This window comes from Streptomyces sp. NPDC002206 (assembly GCF_053593595.1).
In genome coordinates this window covers 187,539-208,869 of sequence record NZ_JBSFCW010000004.1, presented here as the reverse complement: position 1 = coordinate 208,869, position 21,331 = coordinate 187,539, and the positions used below count along the sequence as shown (strand labels likewise).

At 69.0% G+C, this 21,331-nt stretch carries 26 protein-coding genes and 1 pseudogene; 10 read left to right on the top strand and 17 right to left on the bottom strand.

What is annotated here, in order from left to right; translation table 11 throughout:
* Window positions 1-4 precede the first annotated feature (4 nt).
* The 3 genes from ACWCP8_RS11400 to ACWCP8_RS11390 are packed head-to-tail and all read right to left on the bottom strand — an operon-like array spanning window position 5 to window position 1,895.
* Window positions 5-262: a thioredoxin family protein gene (locus tag ACWCP8_RS11400; protein WP_352267410.1), complete on the bottom strand. Its 258-nt coding sequence runs from the start codon at window positions 260-262 to the stop codon at window positions 5-7.
* Window positions 259-936, bottom strand: a complete 678-nt coding sequence (locus ACWCP8_RS11395; protein WP_352267409.1) for a peroxiredoxin family protein — start codon at window positions 934-936, stop codon at window positions 259-261. Before ACWCP8_RS11395 ends, ACWCP8_RS11400 begins: the two co-directional genes overlap by 4 nt.
* Window positions 933-1,895, bottom strand: a complete 963-nt coding sequence (locus ACWCP8_RS11390) for a cytochrome c biogenesis CcdA family protein (protein WP_451115560.1) — start codon at window positions 1,893-1,895, stop codon at window positions 933-935. Before ACWCP8_RS11390 ends, ACWCP8_RS11395 begins: the two co-directional genes overlap by 4 nt.
* 140 nt (window positions 1,896-2,035) lie before the next feature.
* On the opposite strand from ACWCP8_RS11390, the gene ACWCP8_RS11385 reads away from it, so the two are divergent.
* Entirely contained in the window at window positions 2,036-2,314 is a 279-nt protein-coding gene (locus ACWCP8_RS11385) for an SHOCT domain-containing protein (protein WP_352267405.1), read from the top strand.
* A 57-nt stretch (window positions 2,315-2,371) separates the two neighbouring features.
* Here ACWCP8_RS11385 and ACWCP8_RS11380 read toward each other — a convergent pair whose 3' ends face one another.
* From ACWCP8_RS11380 to ACWCP8_RS11360, 5 genes are all read right to left on the bottom strand, one after another.
* Window positions 2,372-3,349: a M56 family metallopeptidase gene (locus ACWCP8_RS11380; protein ID WP_451115557.1), complete on the bottom strand. Its 978-nt coding sequence runs from the start codon at window positions 3,347-3,349 to the stop codon at window positions 2,372-2,374.
* Entirely contained in the window at window positions 3,346-3,720 is a 375-nt protein-coding gene (locus tag ACWCP8_RS11375) for a BlaI/MecI/CopY family transcriptional regulator (RefSeq protein WP_356004879.1), read from the bottom strand. Before ACWCP8_RS11375 ends, ACWCP8_RS11380 begins: the two co-directional genes overlap by 4 nt.
* A 45-nt stretch (window positions 3,721-3,765) precedes the next feature.
* On the bottom strand, window positions 3,766-4,410 hold the full coding sequence (locus tag ACWCP8_RS11370; protein WP_451115555.1) for a class I SAM-dependent methyltransferase: 645 nt from the start codon (window positions 4,408-4,410) through the stop codon (window positions 3,766-3,768).
* Window positions 4,411-4,814: 404 nt separating this feature from the next.
* Window positions 4,815-6,080: a serine/threonine-protein kinase gene (locus ACWCP8_RS11365; protein WP_451115553.1), complete on the bottom strand. Its 1,266-nt coding sequence runs from the start codon at window positions 6,078-6,080 to the stop codon at window positions 4,815-4,817.
* 792 nt (window positions 6,081-6,872) lie between these two features.
* A complete protein-coding gene (locus tag ACWCP8_RS11360; protein WP_451115551.1) occupies window positions 6,873-7,721 on the bottom strand; it encodes a hypothetical protein in 849 nt (282 codons plus the stop codon).
* A 638-nt stretch (window positions 7,722-8,359) separates the two neighbouring features.
* On the opposite strand from ACWCP8_RS11360, the gene ACWCP8_RS11355 reads away from it, so the two are divergent.
* The 5 genes from ACWCP8_RS11355 to ACWCP8_RS11335 all read left to right on the top strand — a co-directional run bounded on the left by ACWCP8_RS11355 (window position 8,360) and on the right by ACWCP8_RS11335 (window position 13,501).
* On the top strand, window positions 8,360-10,876 hold the full coding sequence (locus ACWCP8_RS11355; protein WP_451115549.1) for an FG-GAP-like repeat-containing protein: 2,517 nt from the start codon (window positions 8,360-8,362) through the stop codon (window positions 10,874-10,876).
* 242 nt (window positions 10,877-11,118) lie between these two features.
* The gene (locus ACWCP8_RS11350; protein ID WP_352267397.1) at window positions 11,119-11,295 is read left to right on the top strand and encodes a hypothetical protein; all 177 of its coding nucleotides are present in this window, start codon (window positions 11,119-11,121) and stop codon (window positions 11,293-11,295) included.
* Window positions 11,296-11,423: 128 nt separating this feature from the next.
* Window positions 11,424-12,026, top strand: a complete 603-nt coding sequence (locus ACWCP8_RS11345) for an RNA polymerase sigma factor (RefSeq protein ID WP_352267396.1) — start codon at window positions 11,424-11,426, stop codon at window positions 12,024-12,026.
* A complete protein-coding gene (locus ACWCP8_RS11340; protein WP_451115546.1) occupies window positions 12,023-12,793 on the top strand; it encodes a hypothetical protein in 771 nt (256 codons plus the stop codon). The genes ACWCP8_RS11345 and ACWCP8_RS11340 overlap by 4 nt, the downstream gene beginning before the upstream one ends.
* A gap of 105 nt (window positions 12,794-12,898) precedes the next feature.
* The gene (locus ACWCP8_RS11335; protein ID WP_451115544.1) at window positions 12,899-13,501 is read left to right on the top strand and encodes a hypothetical protein; all 603 of its coding nucleotides are present in this window, start codon (window positions 12,899-12,901) and stop codon (window positions 13,499-13,501) included.
* Here ACWCP8_RS11335 and ACWCP8_RS11330 read toward each other — a convergent pair.
* The 4 genes from ACWCP8_RS11330 to ACWCP8_RS11315 are packed head-to-tail and all read right to left on the bottom strand — an operon-like array spanning window position 13,498 to window position 15,245.
* Window positions 13,498-13,965, bottom strand: a complete 468-nt coding sequence (locus ACWCP8_RS11330) for an SRPBCC family protein (RefSeq protein ID WP_352267393.1) — start codon at window positions 13,963-13,965, stop codon at window positions 13,498-13,500. The two genes, ACWCP8_RS11335 and ACWCP8_RS11330, sit on opposite strands and share 4 nt — an antisense overlap.
* Before the next feature lie 48 nt (window positions 13,966-14,013).
* Window positions 14,014-14,349 carry a TfoX/Sxy family protein gene (locus tag ACWCP8_RS11325; protein ID WP_352267392.1) on the bottom strand — a complete coding sequence of 112 codons (336 nt, stop codon included), beginning with the start codon at window positions 14,347-14,349 and terminating at the stop codon, window positions 14,014-14,016.
* Between the two features lie 8 nt (window positions 14,350-14,357).
* Window positions 14,358-14,780 carry an SRPBCC family protein gene (locus ACWCP8_RS11320; protein WP_352267391.1) on the bottom strand — a complete coding sequence of 141 codons (423 nt, stop codon included), beginning with the start codon at window positions 14,778-14,780 and terminating at the stop codon, window positions 14,358-14,360.
* Between the two features lie 36 nt (window positions 14,781-14,816).
* Entirely contained in the window at window positions 14,817-15,245 is a 429-nt protein-coding gene (locus tag ACWCP8_RS11315) for an SRPBCC family protein (protein ID WP_451115541.1), read from the bottom strand.
* Window positions 15,246-15,356: 111 nt separating this feature from the next.
* On the opposite strand from ACWCP8_RS11315, the gene ACWCP8_RS11310 reads away from it, so the two are divergent.
* Window positions 15,357-15,689, top strand: coding sequence for an ArsR/SmtB family transcription factor (locus tag ACWCP8_RS11310; protein WP_451115539.1), 333 nt, complete (start codon window positions 15,357-15,359; stop codon window positions 15,687-15,689).
* Window positions 15,686-16,123: an SRPBCC family protein gene (locus ACWCP8_RS11305; protein WP_352267388.1), complete on the top strand. Its 438-nt coding sequence runs from the start codon at window positions 15,686-15,688 to the stop codon at window positions 16,121-16,123. Before ACWCP8_RS11310 ends, ACWCP8_RS11305 begins: the two co-directional genes overlap by 4 nt.
* 476 nt (window positions 16,124-16,599) lie before the next feature.
* On the opposite strand, the gene ACWCP8_RS11300 is transcribed toward ACWCP8_RS11305, so the two are convergent.
* On the bottom strand, window positions 16,600-16,992 hold the full coding sequence (locus ACWCP8_RS11300; protein WP_352267387.1) for a VOC family protein: 393 nt from the start codon (window positions 16,990-16,992) through the stop codon (window positions 16,600-16,602).
* A complete protein-coding gene (locus ACWCP8_RS11295) occupies window positions 16,989-17,291 on the bottom strand; it encodes an ArsR/SmtB family transcription factor (protein ID WP_352267386.1) in 303 nt (100 codons plus the stop codon). The genes ACWCP8_RS11300 and ACWCP8_RS11295 overlap by 4 nt, the downstream gene beginning before the upstream one ends.
* 53 nt (window positions 17,292-17,344) lie before the next feature.
* Between ACWCP8_RS11295 and ACWCP8_RS11290 the strand changes: the two are divergent.
* Window positions 17,345-18,062, top strand: a pseudogene (locus ACWCP8_RS11290) (IS5 family transposase); the annotation flags it as partial.
* A 10-nt stretch (window positions 18,063-18,072) separates the two neighbouring features.
* Here ACWCP8_RS11290 and ACWCP8_RS11285 read toward each other — a convergent pair.
* Window positions 18,073-18,678, bottom strand: a complete 606-nt coding sequence (locus tag ACWCP8_RS11285; protein ID WP_352267385.1) for a hypothetical protein — start codon at window positions 18,676-18,678, stop codon at window positions 18,073-18,075.
* A 227-nt stretch (window positions 18,679-18,905) separates the two neighbouring features.
* Between ACWCP8_RS11285 and ACWCP8_RS11280 the strand changes: the two genes are divergently transcribed.
* Window positions 18,906-19,616 (top strand): cupredoxin domain-containing protein, encoded by a 711-nt coding sequence (locus ACWCP8_RS11280; protein WP_352267384.1) that lies wholly within the window; start codon window positions 18,906-18,908, stop codon window positions 19,614-19,616.
* A gap of 159 nt (window positions 19,617-19,775) precedes the next feature.
* On the opposite strand, the gene ACWCP8_RS11275 is transcribed toward ACWCP8_RS11280, so the two are convergent.
* Together ACWCP8_RS11275 and ACWCP8_RS11270 are read right to left on the bottom strand one after the other, a co-directional pair.
* Entirely contained in the window at window positions 19,776-20,126 is a 351-nt protein-coding gene (locus ACWCP8_RS11275) for a hypothetical protein (RefSeq protein WP_451115535.1), read from the bottom strand.
* 456 nt (window positions 20,127-20,582) lie between these two features.
* A complete protein-coding gene (locus tag ACWCP8_RS11270; protein ID WP_451115751.1) occupies window positions 20,583-21,125 on the bottom strand; it encodes a DoxX family protein in 543 nt (180 codons plus the stop codon).
* Between the last annotated feature and the right edge of the window lie 206 nt (window positions 21,126-21,331).

The following is a 21,331-nucleotide window of genomic DNA, read 5'->3' as shown; positions in this document are numbered from 1 at the left end:
CTTGTCAGGGGTGGGAGATGCGGTTCAGTTCGCGGCGCAGTGCACGGGCGGAGGGGCGTCCGTGGGCGATGAGCTGACCGTCGTGGAGCAGGCCGGGGGCGAACAGCAGTCGGTGCCGGGCGGCGAGTTCGCGGCCCCCGACGGTGTCGAGTGCGACTTCGTCCAGCTGGTGCGGGAAGTCGGCAGCAAGGTCGGCGAGCAGCTGCTTGGCGCGTTCGCACCAGGCGCAGTCGTCCTGGGTGAGCAGAGTGAGGGTGATCACGACGCGGACCCGGCCTTGAGGTCGGCGAGGAGCTTGTCGACCGCGACGTACATCGTGTAGTCGGGGGCGCCACCGTAGTCGGCGCGCCAGCGGATGGTGCCGTCGGGGCCGACGAGCAGGAAGCTGTGACCGTCGCGCGAAGTGCCCATCATCCCGTAGTTGTTGGCCTGGTACGCCTTGGAGACGGCGAGATCGGGGTCGGACAGTACGGGCGTGGTCAGGCCCATGTCGCGGGTCTTGCGGGCGATCAGGTCGGCCGGGTCGGTGGTGATCGACACGACCTGGTCGATGCCGGCGGCCTTGAGCGCGGCGGAGGATTTCTCCAGGTCGGTGAGCTGGTCCCAGCAGGGCTGGCAGGTCAGGCCCTCCTGGAAGTAAAGGAGGACGTTTCTGCCTTGGAAGTCCTTGAGGCCGACCGGCTTGCCGGTGCTCGACTTGAGGGTGAAGGCGGGAGCGCTCTTGCCGATGCCAGGGCTGCCGGTGTCGTACGAACTCCCGCCGCTTCTCGTGCTCTTGGCGGGTGAGGTGGAGAAGATCACGTAGAGAACGACGAGCGCAGCCGCGGCGGCGGCCACGCTGACGATCCACGTCACCCGACGCAGTCTGACCTGCCGTGCCGTGGCGATCACGATGTCCGGCCGCCTGAACGGTGGTCTCTTGCTGGTGGTGCTCATGCGGGGCGGTCCTCTCCGGCGGAGACGGTCGTGGCTGTGGGGTGCGGGTCCTCGCGGCAAGGGGGTGGGGAAGCCCCCGCCTCGGCGCCGGGGGAACGCCGGGCGGGGGCGGCCAGATGGGCGCGGGCCTGTCGCGCGAGGAAGGCGGCCACCGCGGCCAGGAGAAGTGCGATGCCCCAGCCGGGTAGCCATCCAAGCGCCTTGGTGACCACTGAGGCAGCGTGCTGCAGGTCGGCAGCGACGCGTACGCGCCAGCCGCCGGAGGCCATGTCCGGTCCGGTGAACGCCTGTATGAAGGCGAGTGCGCCCATCACTGCGAGCAGTACGCCGGAGGCGGCACTGCCCAGTGCCATGCGGCGGCGGAACCTGCCCAGCCGCACGGTCACCCGGCGGCCGTGCAGCAGGCGGGAGGCTCCCCAGTCGCGTCGGTCCCACACCAGGGCGAGCAGGCACAGCGGGGCAACCATCCCTGCGACGTACGTGAGGGAGACCGCGAGCGCCGCCGGGAACGAGGCGGTGGCTCCCGAGAGTACGGCGACCCCGGCCAGGACCGGCGCACAGCAGGAGCTGGCCGCGCCGGAGAACAGCCCGAGCCCGTACACCGACCCGAAGCCGTGCCCGGACGGCGCCCGGCCCGCCGGCATCGGTAGCTGCGGCTTCCACCCGGCCAACAGCGCCAGGCCGCCCGCCATCATCGCAATGCCACCGAGGGAGAACACCAGCAGGTGGTGCCCGGATACCAGTGAGACCAGGGCCGTGGCTCCGAGCCCGATCGGCACGATCACGGTGGCGACTCCGGCGGCGAAGACGAGTGTGGCGGCCAGCACGCCCGTACGTCGGCGGAAGCCGGTGGCCAGATACGCGGGCAGCATCACCGACACGCAGCACGGCGCCAGCAGCGCCACCATCCCGCCGAGGAACGACGCCAGCAGTGTCGTGCCGAACAGCAACTGCCCCATGCCGACGTTTCCCTCTCTCCAAGACCTGAACTCCTAAGGAGATTAGGTTATGGGGATGAGGATGTCTACCGCCCCCTCGCGTGGGGTCGGCCCGCTGCACACTGGAACTACGCAGCCACCCGGCCGTGTACCGGTCGGCTGTGCTTGCCGAAAGGGTGATCGCGATGATGTGGGGGTACGGCTGGGGCTTGGGTTACTGGCTCAGCATGGGTATCACCATGCTTCTGTTCTGGGGGCTGATCGTCGTCGGCATCATCGCGCTCGTTCGCTACGTCGGCGGCACCCGGAAAGCGGATACGCCCGGTCCGGTCGGCGGGCAAGCACGCGCCGAGGATGTACTGGCTGAGCGGTATGCCCGCGGGGAGATCGACGACGACGAGTACAAACGACGGCTTGCGCTGCTGAGGACTCACCAGTGAGCGAGATGCCCACCGAGACAGTGCGACTGCTCATGGCCGGACGGGCCTGTGGGAAAATCAGCGCATGGTCGTGACCTGAGACGGCGGGGTGCCGTCGGGACAGTAGTTCAGCTGCATCGCGGCTGCCGCCGGGCCGCCGAGGACCAGCAGCGGGAGGGCGAGTGCGGCTGCGGCGGTCAGAGAGCCCGCCGCGATGCGGGCCCGGTTGAGCGGGCGATGCGGCTCGATCAGGCGGCGCACCCGCTGGGCGGCAGTGGAGCCGCCCGCCGCGAGTCCCGCGGCCGGAGTGTGCCCGCCAGCCACCGCCAGCAGGGCTGCGGCCGTGGTCAGCCGCCCGGAGCGAGCGGCGGCGACATCGTCGGCGCGCATCTCGACCAGTCGCGCGATCTCGTTCTCGGCCGTACGGCACAGCGGTACTCGGGGGAAGGCGCGGGCCAGTGTCTGCGCCCAGGCCAGTACCGCGTCGTGGCGCTCGGCCTGGTGGGCGTCCTCGTGGGCCAGCACAGCCGCCAACTGTTCGTCGTCCAGCGCCTGCAATGCACCGGTAGTGATCACGGTGCGGCGGTGGCGGCCCGGCAGGCAATACGCCGCCGCCTCCGCGTGCTCCAGAACGACCACGCCGCGTGCTGCATCGCGGCGACCGACCATGTCCAGCACCTCGCGGTGATCGCGACGCTCCCGCCGGATCCGCAGCATGGCCGCGCCCGCACACCAGGCGGTACGCCCGAGGACTGCCAGCGCCAACACGGCGCCCGCCGCGCCCGCCGCAGCCCCGCCTGGCGAGGCGTACTGCGCGGTCAGTGCCATCACACACGCCTGCAACATCGAGGCGAGGTCGGCACTCACGCGCACCGTGGGCACAGTCAGCGCGAGTCCTGCCATCACGGCACCGGCCAGGGCGGACACCCCTAGCGCCTGCCAGACCGCGATGCCCAGACGAGGCGCCTGCTCAGCCCAGCGCGCACCCCGCAGCAGCCGGGGCATCAGCGTGGACAGCAGAGCGGTGTAGCCGAACAGCACGGCGGCGACGATCACTTTGACGACTCCCGCGCTGCAGCCTCGCCTAGTAGGCGCTGCAGTTCCTCGGCCTCACCGGGCTGCATCACCTCCTGCACGAAGCGGGCCAACGTCGCGGACCGATTCCCGGCCACCGACAACGCCTCACCCATCAGCCCCGCGACGTACGTCTCGCGGGTGCGGGTCGCGCCGTACTTATAAGCCCGGCCGTCCTTCTCCTTCGACAGCCAGCCCTTGCGGTACAGGATCTCGGTCACGGTGTGCACGGTGTTGTACGCGGGCTCAGGATCGCGGCCGAGCCGGTCGAGCACCTCGCGTACGCGCAGCGGCTCGCCCGCGTTCCACACCGCGTCCATGATCGCGGCCTCCAGCTCCCCGAACTGCGGCATGCGGGCTCCTCCCGTCTCGGTACGACTCCAGACATCCTAAGCGGCCTAGGTGGCGGCGTGCGGGCGAGCGTTTCCGATGATCGAGGGGGAGGCCGGACCGCTCCTGCCGTTGATCAGGAAGTCGAAGCGGTGGATCTCCTCGACGGTGAACCCCGCGTCCATGATCGCGCGCTCCGTGTCGCGGGTGAGGTTGCAGCCTCCGCCGACCAGCCGCCACGGCGGATTCAAGACCCGTTGTAGCCGGAAATCGCGGGGCTTCTGCGACCGAACGTGTTCGTAAAAGCGCAGCTCCCCGTTCGGCTTGAGGACGCGCGCGGCCTCGGCGAGCGCGCCCGGCGCGTCGGCGATCGTGCACAGCACGAGTGAGAAGACGGCCACATCGAAGCAGCCGTCCGGCACGGGAAGCTTTTCGGCCCGATCAGGCAGCACCTGAACCGACACGGCAGCGTCGGCGGCAGCCTGCTCGGCCAAGGCGCGCAGCCTGGGCTCCGGCTCCACCGCGACGACCTGCTCGACCTCAGGCGGATAGTGCCGAAAATTCGCCCCCGTACCCGCCCCGATCTCGATCACCCGGCCACGCACCCCTGCGAGGAGTTCCTGACGGTGCTCGACCGAGCCGTGCGCCTCGGCGAAGGCGTTGATGCGCGGATAGAGCCGGGCGAACAGCGGATGCGAGACCGTCTTGGCCATGCCGAGCTCCTCCGGTACGGCGGAAGGGAACCCCTCCCGCATCACCTAACCAAGTTAGGAGTAATCTCGCGGGGTGTCCAGCGCGACGCGCGCCCTTGATGCCCGGAGGTCCGTCCGCGAGTGCTGCTCTGTCCGAACTCGTCTCCAGCGGGCCCTTGTTGCTGGCGGCGCCACTGGCGCTGTTCGCCGGTGGAGTGTCATTCTTCTCGCCCTGCTGTCTGCCGCTGGTGCCCGGCTATCTCTCGTACGCCACCGGCATGTCCGCTGCCGACGTCCAGGCGGGCCGGCAGGCCCGGGGCCGCATGGTGGCCGGAACCGCGCTGTTCGTCCTCGGCTTTGCCGCGCTCTTCGCCAGCTACGGCGCGGCCTTCGGCTATGTGGGTAATACCCTGCCTCGGCTCTCGTCAGTGCTTGCCCTTGCCGCCGTGCTTGTCGGGCCTCGGCTTGATGTTGTCGGCCGGCTTCTGTGTCTCCTGGGCGTCGGGCTGTGACGGAGAGGAGGAGGGTGCCGGTGTGGAAGGAGAGGAGGACAGCGGCGTGGACGGATCAGCCTGCGGTCTCTGCGCCGAGCCGGTGTCGGGAGAGAACCAGGCCATGCCGACGAGGAGCGCCACGACGAACAGGGCGGCGGTGCCCAGCGCGGTCACGAGTCTGGAACGGCGCAGGAGCGACGGGCGAGGTCGGCGCGGCACCGCTCGGTGCACACTCGTCCTCCATTCGGTGTCCGCCGCCGGGACGAATACGCCCCCGGTAGCTGCGGTGTGCGCGGGCGTCGCGAGCCCAGTGGGTCTCGAGCCCGTGACAGGCAGCCCGCCCCGGCGGGTGTGGTCCTGGTGTTCCTGTGGCAGGGGTTCCGGGGCTCCGCGCCAAGCCCCGTGTGCGAACCAGTGCGCCGCTTCGTCGGCCGTGGGCCGTTCCTGGGGATCCTTGGCCAACAGGCCGAGCAGGTAGCTCTCGAAGGCGGGCGGGAGACTGGCGCCGAGTTGCCGGGGCGGTACGGGGACGGAGTCGAGGTGCTGATGGAGCACTGCGAGCGCGGAGTCCGCCTGGAACGGCGGCCTCCCGGTGAGAAGTTGGTACAGCACACAGCCCAGGGAGTATACGTCGGAGGCCGGACCGGCGGCGTGGCCCAGGGCGCGTTCGGGCGCGAGGTAGAGGCTGGTGCCGACGATGTGGCCGGTGGCGGTGAGGGCGTTACCGGGGTCGTCGAGGAAGCGGGCGATGCCGAAGTCGCCGATCTTCAGGGTGCCGTCGGCGTCCAGCAGGAGGTTGGCGGGCTTGATGTCCCGGTGGACGATGCCCTGACGGTGGGCGGCGGCGAGTCCGCCCGCGGCCTCGGCGGCGATACGGGCGACCCGTTCGGCGGGGAGTGTTCCCTGGGCGGCGAGCGCCCCGGCGAGGCTGTCGCCCTCGATCAGGTCCATCACCAGGAACAGGCGGTTGTCGTACTCGCCGAAGTCGCGGACACCGACCACGTGCGGGTGGTTGAGGCGCCCGGCGGTCTGCGCCTCCAGGCGGAAGCGGGAGGCCGCGGTGGGGTCGGCATCCCGGGTGAGCATCAGTTTCACGGCTACCGGTCTGTCCAGTGTCTCGTCGAAGGCGCGCCAGACCTCGCCCATCGCTCCGCGCCCGATGGCGTCCCGCAGCCGGTATCGGTCCGCTATCAGCACTGTGTCTCTTCCTCATGCCCGAAGACGTCTTGATCGCCGCAGGCCATGACTCACCGCGAGAGCACGGATGAAGGGGGGCGCCGCAGCGGCCTTAGCGTACCTGCCCCGCGAGGGCCGCATTCGGAGCCGACGCCCCCTCCAGGAGGCGCCCGTGCGAAATCGGACGGTACGACACCCACCGCGCAGGTTGTCGAGTTGCGAGTTGCGCCGGCCCTGCGGGAAGCGTTGCGCTCACCGGCATACGTGCAAGGAGGGCGACTGAGTCGTGACGGTCTCAAGTCGATTTCCTCGCAAGAGTGTTGACTCCGTGACCATCCCCCGTCGCCGGTGATGTTTCCGACGCGCGGCGCGCTGGACAAGGTGACCCGATCACGCGGATCGGGGCGTCCGCTCTCATGGGGAGGTATGCGGGCGCCGACCGCAGGAGCGGGCTGGGTCCCCCCGTGTCGGCTCGCTCCTGCGCCTGTATGGCGGCTCGGGCATTCCACGTGGCAGTGGCGCCCGAGCCGTCGTCGCAACGACTCGGGGAAACTCCCGCATCCCCGCCGTCAGGTGGGGGGTCAGGACGCGTGGCGAGAAGGCGAGGGACCACGTGAACCATGCCAGTCTCGGCTCGTCGTAGGCCATCCCAATACGCGTCGGCCCGGGCACCCGGGGCCGCCGCAGATGGCCAGCCTCTGCAACAGGGCGGGCCCTCGCGCGGCCGTCCGGCCTTGCGGTCGTCGCCCTGGCCGGCGGCGTTGGCGGCCGGCGCCCGGCAGTTGGCCCCGATCGCTGGAACTGCGGACCAGGTCAGTGCACGTCGGCAGGAAGCTCGATCTTCCCGTTGAACGTGCCCTGGTTCTCCTGCTGAACGTCCTGCTCGAACGTGATGTTCTGTCCGCCGTAAGGGATCAGAAAGCCGAACTCGAAGCGGTGGCTCTTGACGCGGTACGTCGTCGCGTCCAGGACCAACACCTCCTCCAGGCCGGACAGGGTGAGCTGCACGTCGCTCACCGGGATGCCGGCCGTGCGGAGCTGATCGGCAGTGGGGTCGAACTCCCGCACCGCCTTCTTCGCCCACGCATGGTCGCGGACGGCTGTCAGCTTCTGCTTGTCGCTGCCGACGCGGAGTTCGACCGTGCCGTCCGCCGCGGTCAGCGTCACCTCGTCACCGGTGGCGGCCCGCGCGTACGCCCGGAACTCCTCGATGGCCGCAACTGGGTCCTCGACCTTGTTCTGCATCTCGGGATCGGAGGCGGGCGCGTCCTTCCACGGTGCGCCCCCCTTCTTGAGGTACGCCGTGCCGTCGACGACGTAGATCTCCTCGTTCTCCTTGGCCCCCTTGCTGCTGGTACTGACACCCTGCGAGTGCAGAGCCTCCGGCGCCATGCCACGCCGGACCGTGGCCCGGTAGGACGCAGCGCTCTCCTGGCCCTGCAGCGTCAGCCCTTCCCGCCCCTTCACGGCGAACGTCCACACGCTTTCCTCCGCCATCGCCTTCTCGGCGAGGTCGAGGAAATCCTCCGGCGACTCGGGCACGGAAGCGGCGGAAGGCTTCGGCGAATCCATCGTGTCCGGGCTCTTCGGCACAGCCGACTCCGACTGCCCGTCCTCGGTGCCGCAAGCGGCGAGCGAGAGCGACAGAGGGAGAAGCAACACAGCGCACCTGAAACGATTTCGCACGTACCCATTCCTTCGTCACGACCACCGAACCTGTAGCGGGCGGACTGTACAGCAGCATTCACCTTGCGATCACGGCCACGGACATTCCTTCCGAATCGACCCGAATGACCGCGGAGGGCTCACCAGGGGAGGTGCGGTTGCCGCCTGGCAGCTCGCACCACACCGTCTTGGTGCCGGGACCCTGCTCCACGCCCCAGTGCAGCGCCAGGGCATCGAGCAGGGTGAGGCCGCACGCGCCGCGGGACGAAAACAGTCCACCGCCCGCAACCTGCAGAGACGCCTCAGCGACTCCTCTACGACAATCATCGGCCCGCCTTCCGACTCAGCCCATGTGAGGTCCAGGGCGTTCTCGCCTCCTTAGTACAGGGAGGCAATCGTCACCTCATGGCGACGGTTGCCTCCCGGCATGTGGCGTTAAAGTCCCGCATTCAGTCACGGATGCGTCTGATGCCCACCGTGAGCGGCGCCAGCAGGATGTGACAGATGTGGCGCCTGGTGCGCTGGAGTTGGTGCAGACCATGCACATCGAGATACCAGGGCGGGAATCTGTGTCGAACAGCAGGAATACAGGGTTGGGCAGTCGTCGGCTGCCGCAGCGAAGAATGCGCAGGATCGTGCTGCCCTCCCTCGCCACGGCGCTGATCGGTTCCGGCGCGCTGGCCGCCCTGGCCATCGGCACCACTTCCTCGCCCGAGGACTCGCAGCGCGAGGTTCGTCCCGCCGCCGTCCGCACCCTGGCCCTGGAGGGTTCGTCCGCGACGGCGCGTGAGCGGCAGCAGACCACCACCGAGGATTTCTCGATGGTGGCCGTGAGCTGGCCCTCGGCCAAGGCGCGGCTCAGCGGCGAGGTGGAGATCCGCACGCATGCCGCCGGCAGCAGCACCTGGAGTGGCTGGCGCGGGCTCGAGATCGCTGACACGCCGCCCGACTTGGGGCGTGACGGCTCGGGCAAAGGCATGCGCGGCAGTACCGAGCCGCTGTGGGTGGGCCCGTCGGACGGTATCGAGGCCCGGGTGAGCGGCAGACGGTCCCTGCCCGCGTCGATGCGTCTGGACCTGGTCGACCCCGGGACGGGCGGGTCCCCCGCCGCGGACAGCGAGCTCGCCGCGTTCACCGCCGAGAGCGCAAGCCCGTCGCCTTCGCCGACCTCGGTGACCGGGCCGCGTTGCCTGGACGGCCTGTCGACTGCGCCCGCGACGCCGGCCACCGGGCCTGTCCCCAAGCCGGCGATCATCTCCCGCGCCGCCTGGGGCGCGGACGAGTCGATCGTGCAGTGCCCGACCGTCTACAGCCCGGCAGTCAAGGCCGTCGTGGTTCATCACGAGGCGGGCAGTAACAGCTACAGCTGTGTGCAGTCCGCAGCCATGGTCCGGTCCATCCAGGCCTTCCACGTCAAGACCCAGGGCTGGGGCGACATCGGGTACAACTTCGTCGTCGACAAGTGCGGGCAGATCTTCGAGGGCAGCAAGGGCGGTGTCGACAAGCCGGTCAAGGCCCGGCACACCCTCGGCTTCAACCCCGACACGGTCGGCATCTCTTTGCTGGGCAACATGGAGACCGCCAAGCCCACTCCGGCCGCGCTCGCCGCGATCTCCCGTATCGCCGGGTGGAAGCTCGGTCTGTACGGCGCGGACCCGCTGTCGAAGACGACGCTGACCGCCGAGTTCGACAACGGCCGCTACACCGCGGGCCAGCAGGTCGAGACCGACCGCATCACCAGCCACCAGGACCTCATGGCGACCGCCTGCCCCGGTGCCAACCTGCACGACCGGCTCGCCGACCTGCGCGCACTGACCACCTCACCCACAGCCTCCGCCGTCCGCCCCACCGCGGACCTGGGCCGCGACGGCGTCAGCGACCTCGTCGCCGGCATGCCGAAGAACGCCAGCGGCAGCCTCACCGTCGTCCCCGGCTCGCTCACGGGACCCTCTGCAGCCGCCAGGAAGGCGCTGACCCAGGCCAGTTCGGGCGTCCCGGGCACGGCGGAGAGCGGCGACTCGTTCGGCGCCGCCACGGCAGTAGGCGACATCAACGGGGACGGCTACGCGGACCTCGCCGTCGGAGCACCCGGCGAGGACGACACCTCCGGCAACGCCGACCGCGGCGCCGTCACCGTCCTGTACGGCCCCAGCCTCACCTCAGGCCTCTCGTACACCACGGTCGGCACCACCGCGGCGGGCGCCAAGCTCGGTTCCGCCGTCACCGTCGGCGACTTCAACGCCGACGGCAAAGCCGACGTCTTCTCCGCGGGCACCGGCAGCGGCGGCAGCTGGAATGCCCACCTGACCGGCTCCACCACTCAGTACGGCACCTTGACCACGGCCACCACCCAACTCGCCTACGAGGACGCCGCATCCGGCGACTTCAACCGCGATGGCTACGCGGACGTCACCCTCACCTACCGTGACGCCGCCGGCATCGGCCGCCTCGTCTGGTTCAAGGGCAGCAGCGGCGGCCTCACCAAGGTCGGCGTCCTGTCCGTCAAGGGCGGCCGCTCCCTCGCCGCCGGCGACATCAACGGCGACGGCGTCGACGACATCGCCGTCGGCCAGCCCTACACCTCCGAGTCCAGTGCGCACGCGGGCGGCCAGGTCACCGCCGTCTACGGCACCGCCGGCACGGGCCTGACCTCCACCGGCGCAACGGTCATCCACCAGGACACCTCCGGCGTGCCGGGCGCGGCCGAGTCCGGCGACGCCATGGGCACCGCCGTCTCGGTCGGCGACTACAACGCCGACGGTTACGCGGATGTCCTGACCGGAGCCCCGAACGAGGACATCACCCGCAACTCGGTGAACCAGTCCGACGCCGGCACATCGATCCTCCTCAAGGGCAGTCCCACCGGACTCACCGGGACCGGCGCCCAGGCCATCTCGCAGGACACCACCGGTGTCCCCGGCTCCACCGAGACAGGCGACAACCTGGGCTCGTCCGTCTCCCTCACGGATCTCTCCGGCTACGGCCGCGCCGACCTGACGATCGGCGCGGCGGGTGAAGACACGGGCAACGGCACACTCCTGGCCGTCCCGAGCAACAGCACCGGCCTGGGCCTGTCCACGTCCACCTCCTACGGATCGACCCAGCTCGGCACACCGGCCGGGGCGCACCTGGGAACAGCCCTGGCCCCGTGAGCCCCAAGTTCCGTGTTTTCGCGTGACACGGCAACAACCGAGCTTGCGCATAGGCATCGCAGGTAGGGCGGTGGGCGGTCCGGTCTCCGACTGGACTGCCCACCCAAGCCAACGCGAGCTGTGATCGCCGACTGCGACAGCAACCTCACTGCCTCAGCGCGCCGCACTGGGGACGGAAACCGATTGTGTTGTCATCCCGCTGGGCGCCAAGCACGTTGTCCCGGGAGGGAGACGACAACACAGTGACCATGTACGTGTCGGCCCTGGGCGTTCCGTACGTCCGGAAGATGAAGGGCGGTTGCAACGGGATGCCGATGACGGTCCGGCTATCGCAGTACGGAAGGCCTGTGCACGCCCGGCCGGCCGCGCCGACCGAGATCGCCGATGTCCCGGACGACCGGATGCTGCAGGACGTCTGACGTGACGACATCCTGCGGCACGGAGCCTTTCTTTCGAACGGCTGTTACATTCTTGTGCGGCCCGGTGCTGAGATCGACGGGGGACGCGGGCACGGTGTTCCGTGCCGTGCCGGTGTGAAGAGGATCGTGTGAACGAGGCTGCGGGGCGCCGTCGTGCGGGAGCGTACGACGCCGAGCTGGAGGCTGCCGTCGAGCGTGCCCAGGCCGGTGACGAGGACTCCTTCGCGATCGCGTACCGGATCGTGCAGCCGGGACTGCTCGGCTTTCTGCGCGGACTCGTCGGCGAGGACGCCGAGGATGTGGCGTCAGATGCCTGGTTGGAGATAGCCCGCGATCTGGGGCGCTTCCGGGGTGACGGGGCCGGATTTCGCGGCTGGACCGCGACCATCGCGCGGCACCGCGCGCTCGACCATCTGCGGCGGCAGAAGAGCCGGCCGCGGGGTTCGCTCAACGAGCAGGACCTGCTTGAGATGCCGGGCGCTCAGGACACTGCCGGTGAGGCGCTGGAGTCGCTGGCCACCGAGCGGGCGCTGGAGCTGATGGCCACGCTGCCGCAGGACCAGGCGGAAGCCGTACTGCTGCGCGTGGTGGTGGGGCTCGACGGGCCCGCAACGGCTCGGGTGCTGGGCAAACGGCCTGGTGCGGTACGCACCGCCGCGCATCGCGGGCTGAAGCGTCTCGCACAACGTGTGACGAATACTGGAGCCCGTGCGCTGGGAGGTTCGAGATGAGCAACAACCGAGACTTCCCGGACGAGCGGGACGAATGGGATGTGCGTGAGACAGTGCCCGCGCTTGATGCGCTGCTTGTCGCTGCCGCTCGGCCCTGTCCCGTCGACCCGGACGCCGCCGAGCAGGCGGTCACTGCGTTCAGGGCGGCGCGCGACGCCGGTGCGCATGCCGATACCAGGCCGCGGCGCCGTGACGACTGGAGGCCCAAGCCGCAGCGCGGCGGCGCGCGTTCGCTGAGGGCGGCCATAGCGGCACTGGTGGCGAGCGTGACTCTCGGCGGGGTCGCGATGGCCGCGGGCGCGCTGCCCGATCCCTTCGTGACAGGGGGCGACGACAGGCCGTCCCCCGGCCCCTCGAGTAGCAGCAGCACCAAGCAGCGGCCTGCTGCGCCGGAGCCGGAGCCGGAGCCGGAGCGGACGCAGGGGCCGGAGCGGACGCAGGGGCCGGAGCCGGATCCGGGGGCATCGCAGAGTGCCTCGACGGACGGCCCGGCGCGCGGCAACAGCGGAGAGCACGACCTCGCCGATGCTCCCGCACCTGCGCAGAACGCCGAGGCGCTGTGCCGTGCGTACCAAAAGGTCAGTGGGCACGGCAAGGCCATGGACTCGGCGGCCCGGTCGCGACTGGAGGCGGCGGCGGGCGGGGAGCGGAACGTTGCCGCGTACTGCGAGAAGTTGCTGACCGCACCGACGACGGCACCGGCTGAAGCGCCAGGCAACAGCGACTACAACCCGAAGCCCTCGCACACAGGAAAGCCCGGCAGCTGACACCGGGCGCAACGCACCGGCCAGTCGATCCCTTGCCCGCCTCCACTTCTGGGCCGAATCGCCCGACGGTCACCTGCGTCGGCTCGCGTCGGAGGACTCACGCCCTTGCCTGCCGGTGGCCGCCCGCGTCTCCTTGCTCGCCGACCCCAACTGACCGTTCCGCTTCTCGACCGGCTCCGCGCCGACCCGGAGGAGTGCGTGCGGCGTTCGGTGGCCAACCATCTCAAGGACATCGCCCACGACCACCCCGCCACTGCCCTGCACACCGCACACCGATGGATACGCGAAGGCCGGCCGCACACCGATGCGGTGGTGCGCCACGGCCTGCGCGGGCTGATCCGCAAGGGCAGCCTCGAGGCCTTTGCCCTGATCGGAGCCCGCCCCGACAGCCCGGCGCGCATCACCGGTCTCCGGCCGACCGGCGATCCGACCCCCGCGGGACAGCCGCTCACCTTCACGTCCGACCTTCACCTGGAGGCACAGCTTTTCGACGGGCGGCTGGTCCAGCATTACGCCCTCACCCCGTTCGTGGAGTCCGCCGACGGCCGGCGGCTCCACTTCCTCTCCCAGACGACTCCGCGCTCGCCCGTCGACCGCACCATTCGGCGCAGCCACCCGACCACGTCCCTTCGCGTCGGCACCTACCGCCTGGCCGTCCTCACCAACGGCACACCGCAGGCCCACACGACAAGCGCGATCGGCGGCTAGGGGGTGTCGGTGGACTGTGGCGGCTCCGACAGCCTGCGCTCCAGGTCGCGCAGGTCCTTGGTGATGGAGGAGCGGACCTTTCTCGCCATGACGGGCGCGGCCAGGCGGTAGTAGCCGCCGGCGTCGCCGCGGACCTGGATCCGGGCGAGTGTGCCGCGGGGATGCGGGGCGAAGGTGTAGGTGACGTGCATGGGCATCGGGCCGGCCACTGACACCATGTCCAGCAGCCTGGCGGGTTCGTACGTGTCGACGCGCAGCACGTAGTCGATGCGCTTGCCGAGGAAGTACGCGGTACGGGTCACCTCGGCGCCGACGCCGAACCCGCCCGCGTCCGCCTCCCGGGTCAGCGCTGCCTCGCGGATGCCCTGGGTCCACTCGGGGTCGTTGCGCCAGTCCATGGCGTAGGCCGCGACCTGCTCCGGCGGGAGCGGGATCACCCGCTCTGCCGTCTCGTCGATCGTCATCGCTCTCCTGCGTTGTGCCGTGCCGTCGGCGTTCGTACGGCCTGCTGGTCATGTCTGCTTGGGCGGAAGACCGAGTGCGCAGCCGTGCCCCTCGTCGATCCAGGCGAGGAGAGTGGCGTCCGTCGCGAGCGCGGACGCGGCGACGGTGACCCAGCCGCGCATCGGGCGGCTGCTGAAGTCGAAAGCGCGCGCGCCGGGCCGGGCCAGCGCGGCCTCGGTGCTGTCGGGGCCGACTCGGACGATCATCTCGTCCCCGATGACCCCGATGGCCATGTTGCCGTGGCACAGGAACGAAAGGCCGCCGAACATGCGCTTCTCGGTGATGTGGTCCTGTGCTCCGAGGCGCTCACGGATGCGCCGGGCAAGTCCTTCGTCGTATGCCATGCCGGTCCTCAGAGGGTGAACAGGGGCTGCGCGGTGGCGGTTTCGGCGTACTGCTTCAGCCGGGTCATGAGCTGTCCCCAGGTGTAGGCGGCCGGGGGCAGGCCCGGGTCGTCGTCCGGCCAGCCCGCGTGGCGGAACAGGATCCGGGTGCCGGACGCGTCGGGGATGTCGGTCAGCTGCCAGGTGATGACAGTGCCTGACCAGTGCGGCGGGAAGGCACCGACGGACGTCCAGCGGACCTCGTTCTCGTCGGCCTGGTCCCGGCGCAGCTGGAACGGCTCGGGGATCTGCGGGAAGTCGAAGAAGAGGATGTCGTCCTTGCGGTTCACGCCGGTGGTCCACCAGCCAGTGAGGCCGTCATGGGTGTTCAGGGCTTCGTGAACAGTGGTGCGCTCGGCGTCGACGTCGACCTGGAATGCGATCTCGGACATGGGTCGTGCTCCTGGTGGTGCGGGGTGGGTGGGGGTTCAGACGGTGAAGTACGGGACCGGGCTGCCGGTCTCGACGTACTCCTTCAGGCGCAGAAACATGCCCGCCCAGCCCATCGTGACCTCGCGGAACATGTCGTCGACCACGGCGAAGCCGGTGTGGTCGAACCGCACCACCGTGCCGCCTTCGGGGTGTGCCTCCAGGGCGTAGACGATCTCGGTGCCGATCCACTGCGGCGGGCCGGCGACCACGGTCTGCGTCAGGCGCTTGCCCGGCTCCGCCGTCTCGATACGGAAGTCCCAGGTCATCGGCGCACCGGGAAAGGAGAGCCGGTGCAGGGCGCCGACGCCCTCGCCGATCTCGGCGCCGGTGGTGAACCAGCCGGCCACGCCATCGGCGGTGGAGATCGCCCGGTAAACGGTGTCGGTGTCGGCGTCGATACGGATCTGAAGCGCGATGTCGGCCACGGGGGTGTCCCTTCATGTTCGGTTCCGGCCGGCTGGCCGGACTTGCTTTAGTCGACACTAAAATGAAACCCTCGGCGTTGGCAAACTGAAGTGGCGACTAAAATGACGCACATGGATGCGGTACAGGCGGTCGCCGAGCCGAGACGGCGAGAGATCCTGCGCCTGGTCTGGGATGCGGAGCTGTCCGCCGGAGAGATCGCCGGGCGCTTCGACGTCACCTTCGGTGCGGTCTCGCAGCACCTCAAGGTGCTGAGGGACTCGGGTCTGGTTACGCTGCGCCAGGACGGCAAGAGGCGCTTCTACCGCGCGGAGCGCGAAGCCATGGGGCCGCTGGCCGACTACCTGCAGTCGATGTGGGCCACCAGGCTCGACACCCTCGCCGAGCTGGCGGAGGCGGCGGAGGCGGCCGAGCGGAGCGAGAGGTCCGGAGGGGCGGCCCGGTGAGCACAGGCGTAGTCACGGTGGAACGGCGCATCGCCGCCCGGCCCGAGACCGTGTTCTCCTTCTTCACAGACCGGGAGAAGTGGCTGTCCTGGATGGGCAAGGACGGCGAGTTCTCCTTCGAGCCGGGCGGGGCCTACCGAACGAACGTCACAGGTGAGAACGTCGCCGAGGGCCGCTTCGTCGTGGTCGACCCGCCCAAGCGACTGGTCTTCACCTGGGGCTGGGCCGAGGGCGGCATGCCCGTACCGCCCGGCTCCACCACCGTGGAGATCACGCTGGAACCGGTCACCGACGGCACCCTGCTGCGCCTCGTCCACAGCGGACTGCCCACCCCCGAGGCATGCGCCGCCCACGAGGAGGGCTGGACGCACTACGTCCAGCGCCTCGCCGCACGAGCGGAATGCGGCGACCCCGGCCCCGACCAGTGGATGTGACTGTCCCGGCGGAACGGTGAGCGTCGTCACTGAACCCTGCCGTCGGCCGTGCATGGCGCGATCAAGGCCGGGGAAGCGTCCCGGTCGGCGTATGAAGTCCATGAGCGCGTCAAGGTGCTGAAGGGACTCGCGGAGGTTGCCGCCGAGGCGCGACCGGATCCAGAGTATGAGCGCGTCGAACTTCTTGTCGCGTGCCATTTGCTTGATCTCTTCGATCTTGCGCTCTTCGAACTCCCGGCCTGGCTCACCCAGGTCCATGATGGGGTCGCAGATGATGTCGAAGGCGGTGCGCAGCTCGCTGTCATAGAGCCGGTGGAAGAGGTGGACGGGCTTGCCGCCGCTGGACGAGTGCATGACGGCGCGCGTGCTGGCCGAGAGCTTTCGAGGAACTCCGGAGTCGGGCCCACACCGCCGGTGAACCCCAGGGCGAGAGTCCGGTCGCTCGGCGCGGCCGAGCCCCGCACGCGGACGACCGCCTACTGCGGCTTTGTCGCGATCTGGATCAGGTTGCCGCAGGTGTCGTCGAAGACGGCGGTGGTGACGGGGCCCATCTCCAGGGGTTCCTGGGTGAAGCGGACTCCGAGGCCGTGCAGGCGCTCGTACTCCGCCTTCACATCGTCGACGGCGAACTGGGCGAGCGGGATGCCGTCCTTGACGAGGGTGTCGCGGTAGGGCTTGACGGCCGGGTGGCCGGCGGGCTCCAGGAGGAGTTCGGTGCCGCCGGGCTCGTCGGGCGAGACGACGGTCAGCCACCGGTCTTTCTCGCCCAACGGGACGTCGTGCTTCTTCACGAAGCCGAGGATCTCGGTGTAGAAGCGCAGGGCCTTGGCCTGGTCGTCAACGAAGACGCTGGTCAGATGAATCTTCATGGGGTGCTCTCCTCTGGTTCGGACGTATCGGGCACGAGCCATCGCTCGGCGATCTGCCGCAGCGGGGCCGTGTTCAGGTCGTGGAACTTGTAGCGGCCCTCCCGCCTGGTCTCGACGAGCCCGGCGGCCTCCAGCACGGCGAGGTGCTGGGAGACCGCCTGGCGTGAGATGCCGAGCTGATGCTTCATGCTCAGTCGCGAGCAGATCTCGAACAGTGTCTGTCCGGACTTCTCCGTGAGCTCGTCGAGGATGGTGCGGCGGGTGGGGTCGGCCAAGGCTTTGAAAAGGTCGTCGGCCACGACCACAGGATAGGCAACTGCTCACTTGCCTATCAAGTCGAGGTGCGCCGCGTCAGGGCGGCGGCACGCAGAACACGCCTGATGAGACGCTGTTCGCGGCGATCATCTACGTGCTGGTGAGCGGGTGTTCCTGGCGGGCTCTGCCGCCCTGTTTCGGGATATCGAAGTCAACGGCCCATCGCCGTTTCATGATCTGGTCGCGGGCCGGTGTGTGGGGCCGGCTGTACGAGGCGGTCCTGCACCAGCTCGACGAGGCCGGCCTGATCGACGTCTCTCGCGTCGTCCTCGACTCCGCCCACGTACGCGCTAAAAGGGGGCGAACTTACAGGTCCGAGTCCCGTGGACCGAGGCAAGCCGGGTTCCAAGATGCACATCCTGTCGGACGCGAACGGACTGCCCCTGGTCGGCGGCCTCTCCGCCGCCAACACCCACGACAGCGAAGGGCTGAAGCCCATGGTGGCCGGTCACCAATCGCGACGCGCCCCCCACCGCGGCAGGTACTTCAAGGCCCAACACCTGCACGCGGACAAGGCCTACGACGTCCCCCACCTGCGGAAATGGCTGCGGGGCAAGCGCATCGCCCGCAAAGGCATCGAGTCCAGCGAACGATCAGGACGCCGACGATGGGTGATCGAGCGGACCATGTCCTGGCTGACCGGCTACCGCAGACTCAACCACCGCTAGGAACGCCATCCCCGCAACCACCTGGCGTTTCTCGGCCTCGCCGCCGCCCCCTCCTGCTACAAATGCTTCCTCAAACTCACCACATAGGACACCGTCTTTAGTGCTGGCTGTTGCGGAACCCGATTACTACGGCACCCCACCAGCAGATCTGGGAGACGAGGGCGGTGGTGGCGCCCCAGGCCAGGAGGCGCGGGGTGAGCGGGGCGGATGATGCCCGATGGGCCGTGCGTCTGTTGAGGAGCCCGGCCTGCAGGCCGTTGAGGGTGAGGATGAGGACGAGGGCCAGTTTGGTAAGGGTGAGGGGTGAGGTCAGGTCGGGGTGGAGCATTACGCCGCTGACGACGAGCCCAGCGAGCCCGGTCCAGATCGGGACGTGCAGGCGGGCGGTACTGCCGAGGGCGTCGTTCAGGGTGCACCGTCCCGTTATCCACAGCAGTCCGTAGTAGTCGGTCACCAGGACGGCGCCGAATCCGAGCACCAGGGAGGCCAGGTGGACGAACAGAGCCGCGGTGTGCAGGGCGGGATCCGCGTGCAGGTGCAGGGAGACCCAGGCGCAGGCCACAAGCGCCATGCATGCGGCCAATGAGGCCGCGACGATGGTCCACCAGGAGTCATAAAGGCCCAGCCGCCGGGCCGGACCGTCGCTGGACAGCGATGGCGCGGGCAGGGCGGTAACCGACGACTCCGAGGGCAGAGCGGACACAGATGTCTCCCAGACGACTCACAGCAAAAATTAGGTAAGGCTTACCTCGCCTTTCGTTCACGAGTCAATGTATTGAGAGGTCAACCACTCCGGGTGGGGCAAGTGTGACCGCGTCGATACCCGGTCGAGATCTGACGCACAGGAACTTGATAGGCAAGGCTTACCTCATCTATTGTCCGCGCCGTGTTCGCCAACTACCTCATCGGCCCCCTCTCCGGAGATCACCCATGCGCACGTCCCGCACGCTCCCCGTCCTCGGCGCCGTACTGCTCGCCCTTCCCCTCCTGGCCGCCTGCGGCAGCAAGGACTCCACTGACTCCGGCAGCGACACGGTCGCCGTCACCGCCACTGACACCGCCTGCAAGGTCGCCAAGACCGAACTGAGTGCCGGCGAGGCCCACTTCGCCGTCACCAACAAGGGCGACAAGGCCACCGAGGTCTACGTCTACGGCGAACACGACGGCACCTACACCAAGGTCGTCACCGAGGCCGAGAACATCGGCCCCGGTACCTCCCGCGACATGAAGGTCAAGCTGGGCGGCGGCACGTACGAGATCGCCTGCAAGCCCGGCCAGGCCGGCGACGGCATCCGCCAGAAGATCACCGTCGAGGGCGCCAAGGCGGACGACGAGGCCGAGGAGGCGTACGACCGCGAGGTAGAGGTCGAGGCCAAGGAATACAAGCTCGAAGGCCTCGACAAGTTCACCGCCAAGGCCGGCGAGAAGATCGAGTTCAAGCTGGAGAACGAGGGCACGGCCGAGCACGAACTGGAGATCTTCGGCCCCGACGGCAAGGAGGTCGGCGAGGTCAGCCCGGTCAAGCCCGGCGCGACCGGCGAGGCTGTCATCACCCTGGCCAAGCCCGGCACCTACACCTACAAGTGCGGCATCGGCGACCACGCCGACAAGGGCATGAAGGGCAGCTTCATCGTCAGCTGACGCGTCCCGCACCCCGGCCTGCCTGGCGGGCCGGGGCTGTCCTGGCGTACCGGGTTGCCCGCAAGATCATCCCATTGCCCCTTTGACGCGGGGCCACACTCCGGGCTGTGGCCGCCCCGTGACGCGAGCGCAGCCTGTGGGATCAGCTGAGGACGGGGATCAGCCCCACCGCGAAGACGACGTAAGAGCCGGGCGGCCGGCTGAGAGAAGAACGCCGAACTCCTTGGCCAGGGCGGCGAATTGCTGGCTGGTGTACTGCCCGGGCTCAAGTGGTCGTCGCAACACCGGCTTCTTGGACCAAGAGTAGATGTTCGTTGAGGGCTTCGGCGGGTGTCTTCCAACCGAGAGTCTTGCGGGGCCTGTTGTTGAGTGCGAGAGCAACGGCCGCGAGTTCGTCGGTATCCTCGGCGGGCGTAGAAGGGGGTTCCGGGAGACCTTCAGCAGTTCACACGCGCGCTTGACGTTGTGGCCGCTCCACTTCTCCACCTCGATGAACGGGTGCACCGTCACCGGGTCTTCTTCGCGAAGAAAGCCGTCTGAGATTCAACCGATCAAGGCAACACTCTCGGCTGGTCCGCGCCCCAAAAGACGACCCGGCGGCCTGAGCCTCTACCGGATCGTCCGCGAACTACAGGCCCTCCTTGTCACTTGGAACGATGCCTGCCCCGCCTGTCACCGCGCCATACCCGCACCAGCCCCAACCTGACCAAGCCGTACTCGCGCCGTGACCGCAGAGGTTCACCGTGTCGGTGCTTGTGATCCGTGTGCCGGTCGGGTGTCACGGCAGGATCGATCGGCGCGGGGGGAGGCGGAATGGTGTCCAAGCGATCGCCGGGCTGGTGCAGCGCGGATGGGGACGCCGTCCGCGTTGTAATCCACTGCGCCACGGGGCCCCTCCTGCGGCACGCTTAGCAAGCGGCTTGATTTCGCCGCGTTGTGATCGGCATCAGTGTCCTCTGCCGGAATTCAAAGGCTCAGCACGATGGCGGCGCTGATGCCGCCGACACACAGGGCGAAGGCAGCTTCTGGCCAGCCGCCCTGCCCCCAGCGGAAAGGTCTGTCGAGGGCGAGCCGGCCGGGACCGATGGCAGCGATGGCCAGCGCCACGACCGCGATGCACACGTTGAACTCGACGCCGCCTTCTGTCTCCCACAGGCCATGTGCCGCGGTGACAGTCACCATGGCATTGATCATCACGCCGATCAGGGCAGCCGATGCCAGTGGGGTGAACAGTCCCAGAGCCAGGCCGAGGCCCCCGAGGAACTCGGAGCCGCCGCCGATGGCGGCATAGACCACTCCGGGGTGGTAGCCCAGACCGGCGAATCCCCTGCCTGTTGCGGCGAGACCCTCACCACCGAATATTCCGAAGAGCTTTTGGCATCCGTGCCCTGCCATGAGGAGGCCGAAGGTGAGCCTGATGAGGAGCAGACCGCAGTTGCCGGCGGAGACCGAAGACTGTGCCGGTGCATGGGCCGCTGGCTGGGGCGGGGCACGCAGTTTCTCATTGATGAACTTCACGGCGGCTTCCTCTCTGCTCCGATGCCCCCGGGGCGGTACCGACTGACCGCCCGGGACACGGCAGGACCGGCTGTGCGGCGGCGCCTATGAGCGCATGCGCAGTACCGCGGCACTGCCGGGAGGCAGCCGGACGACAGAAAACCAGCTGGACCCCGGTCAGGTCGCGAGTCGTTTTCGCATCGAATTACGTGACGTCG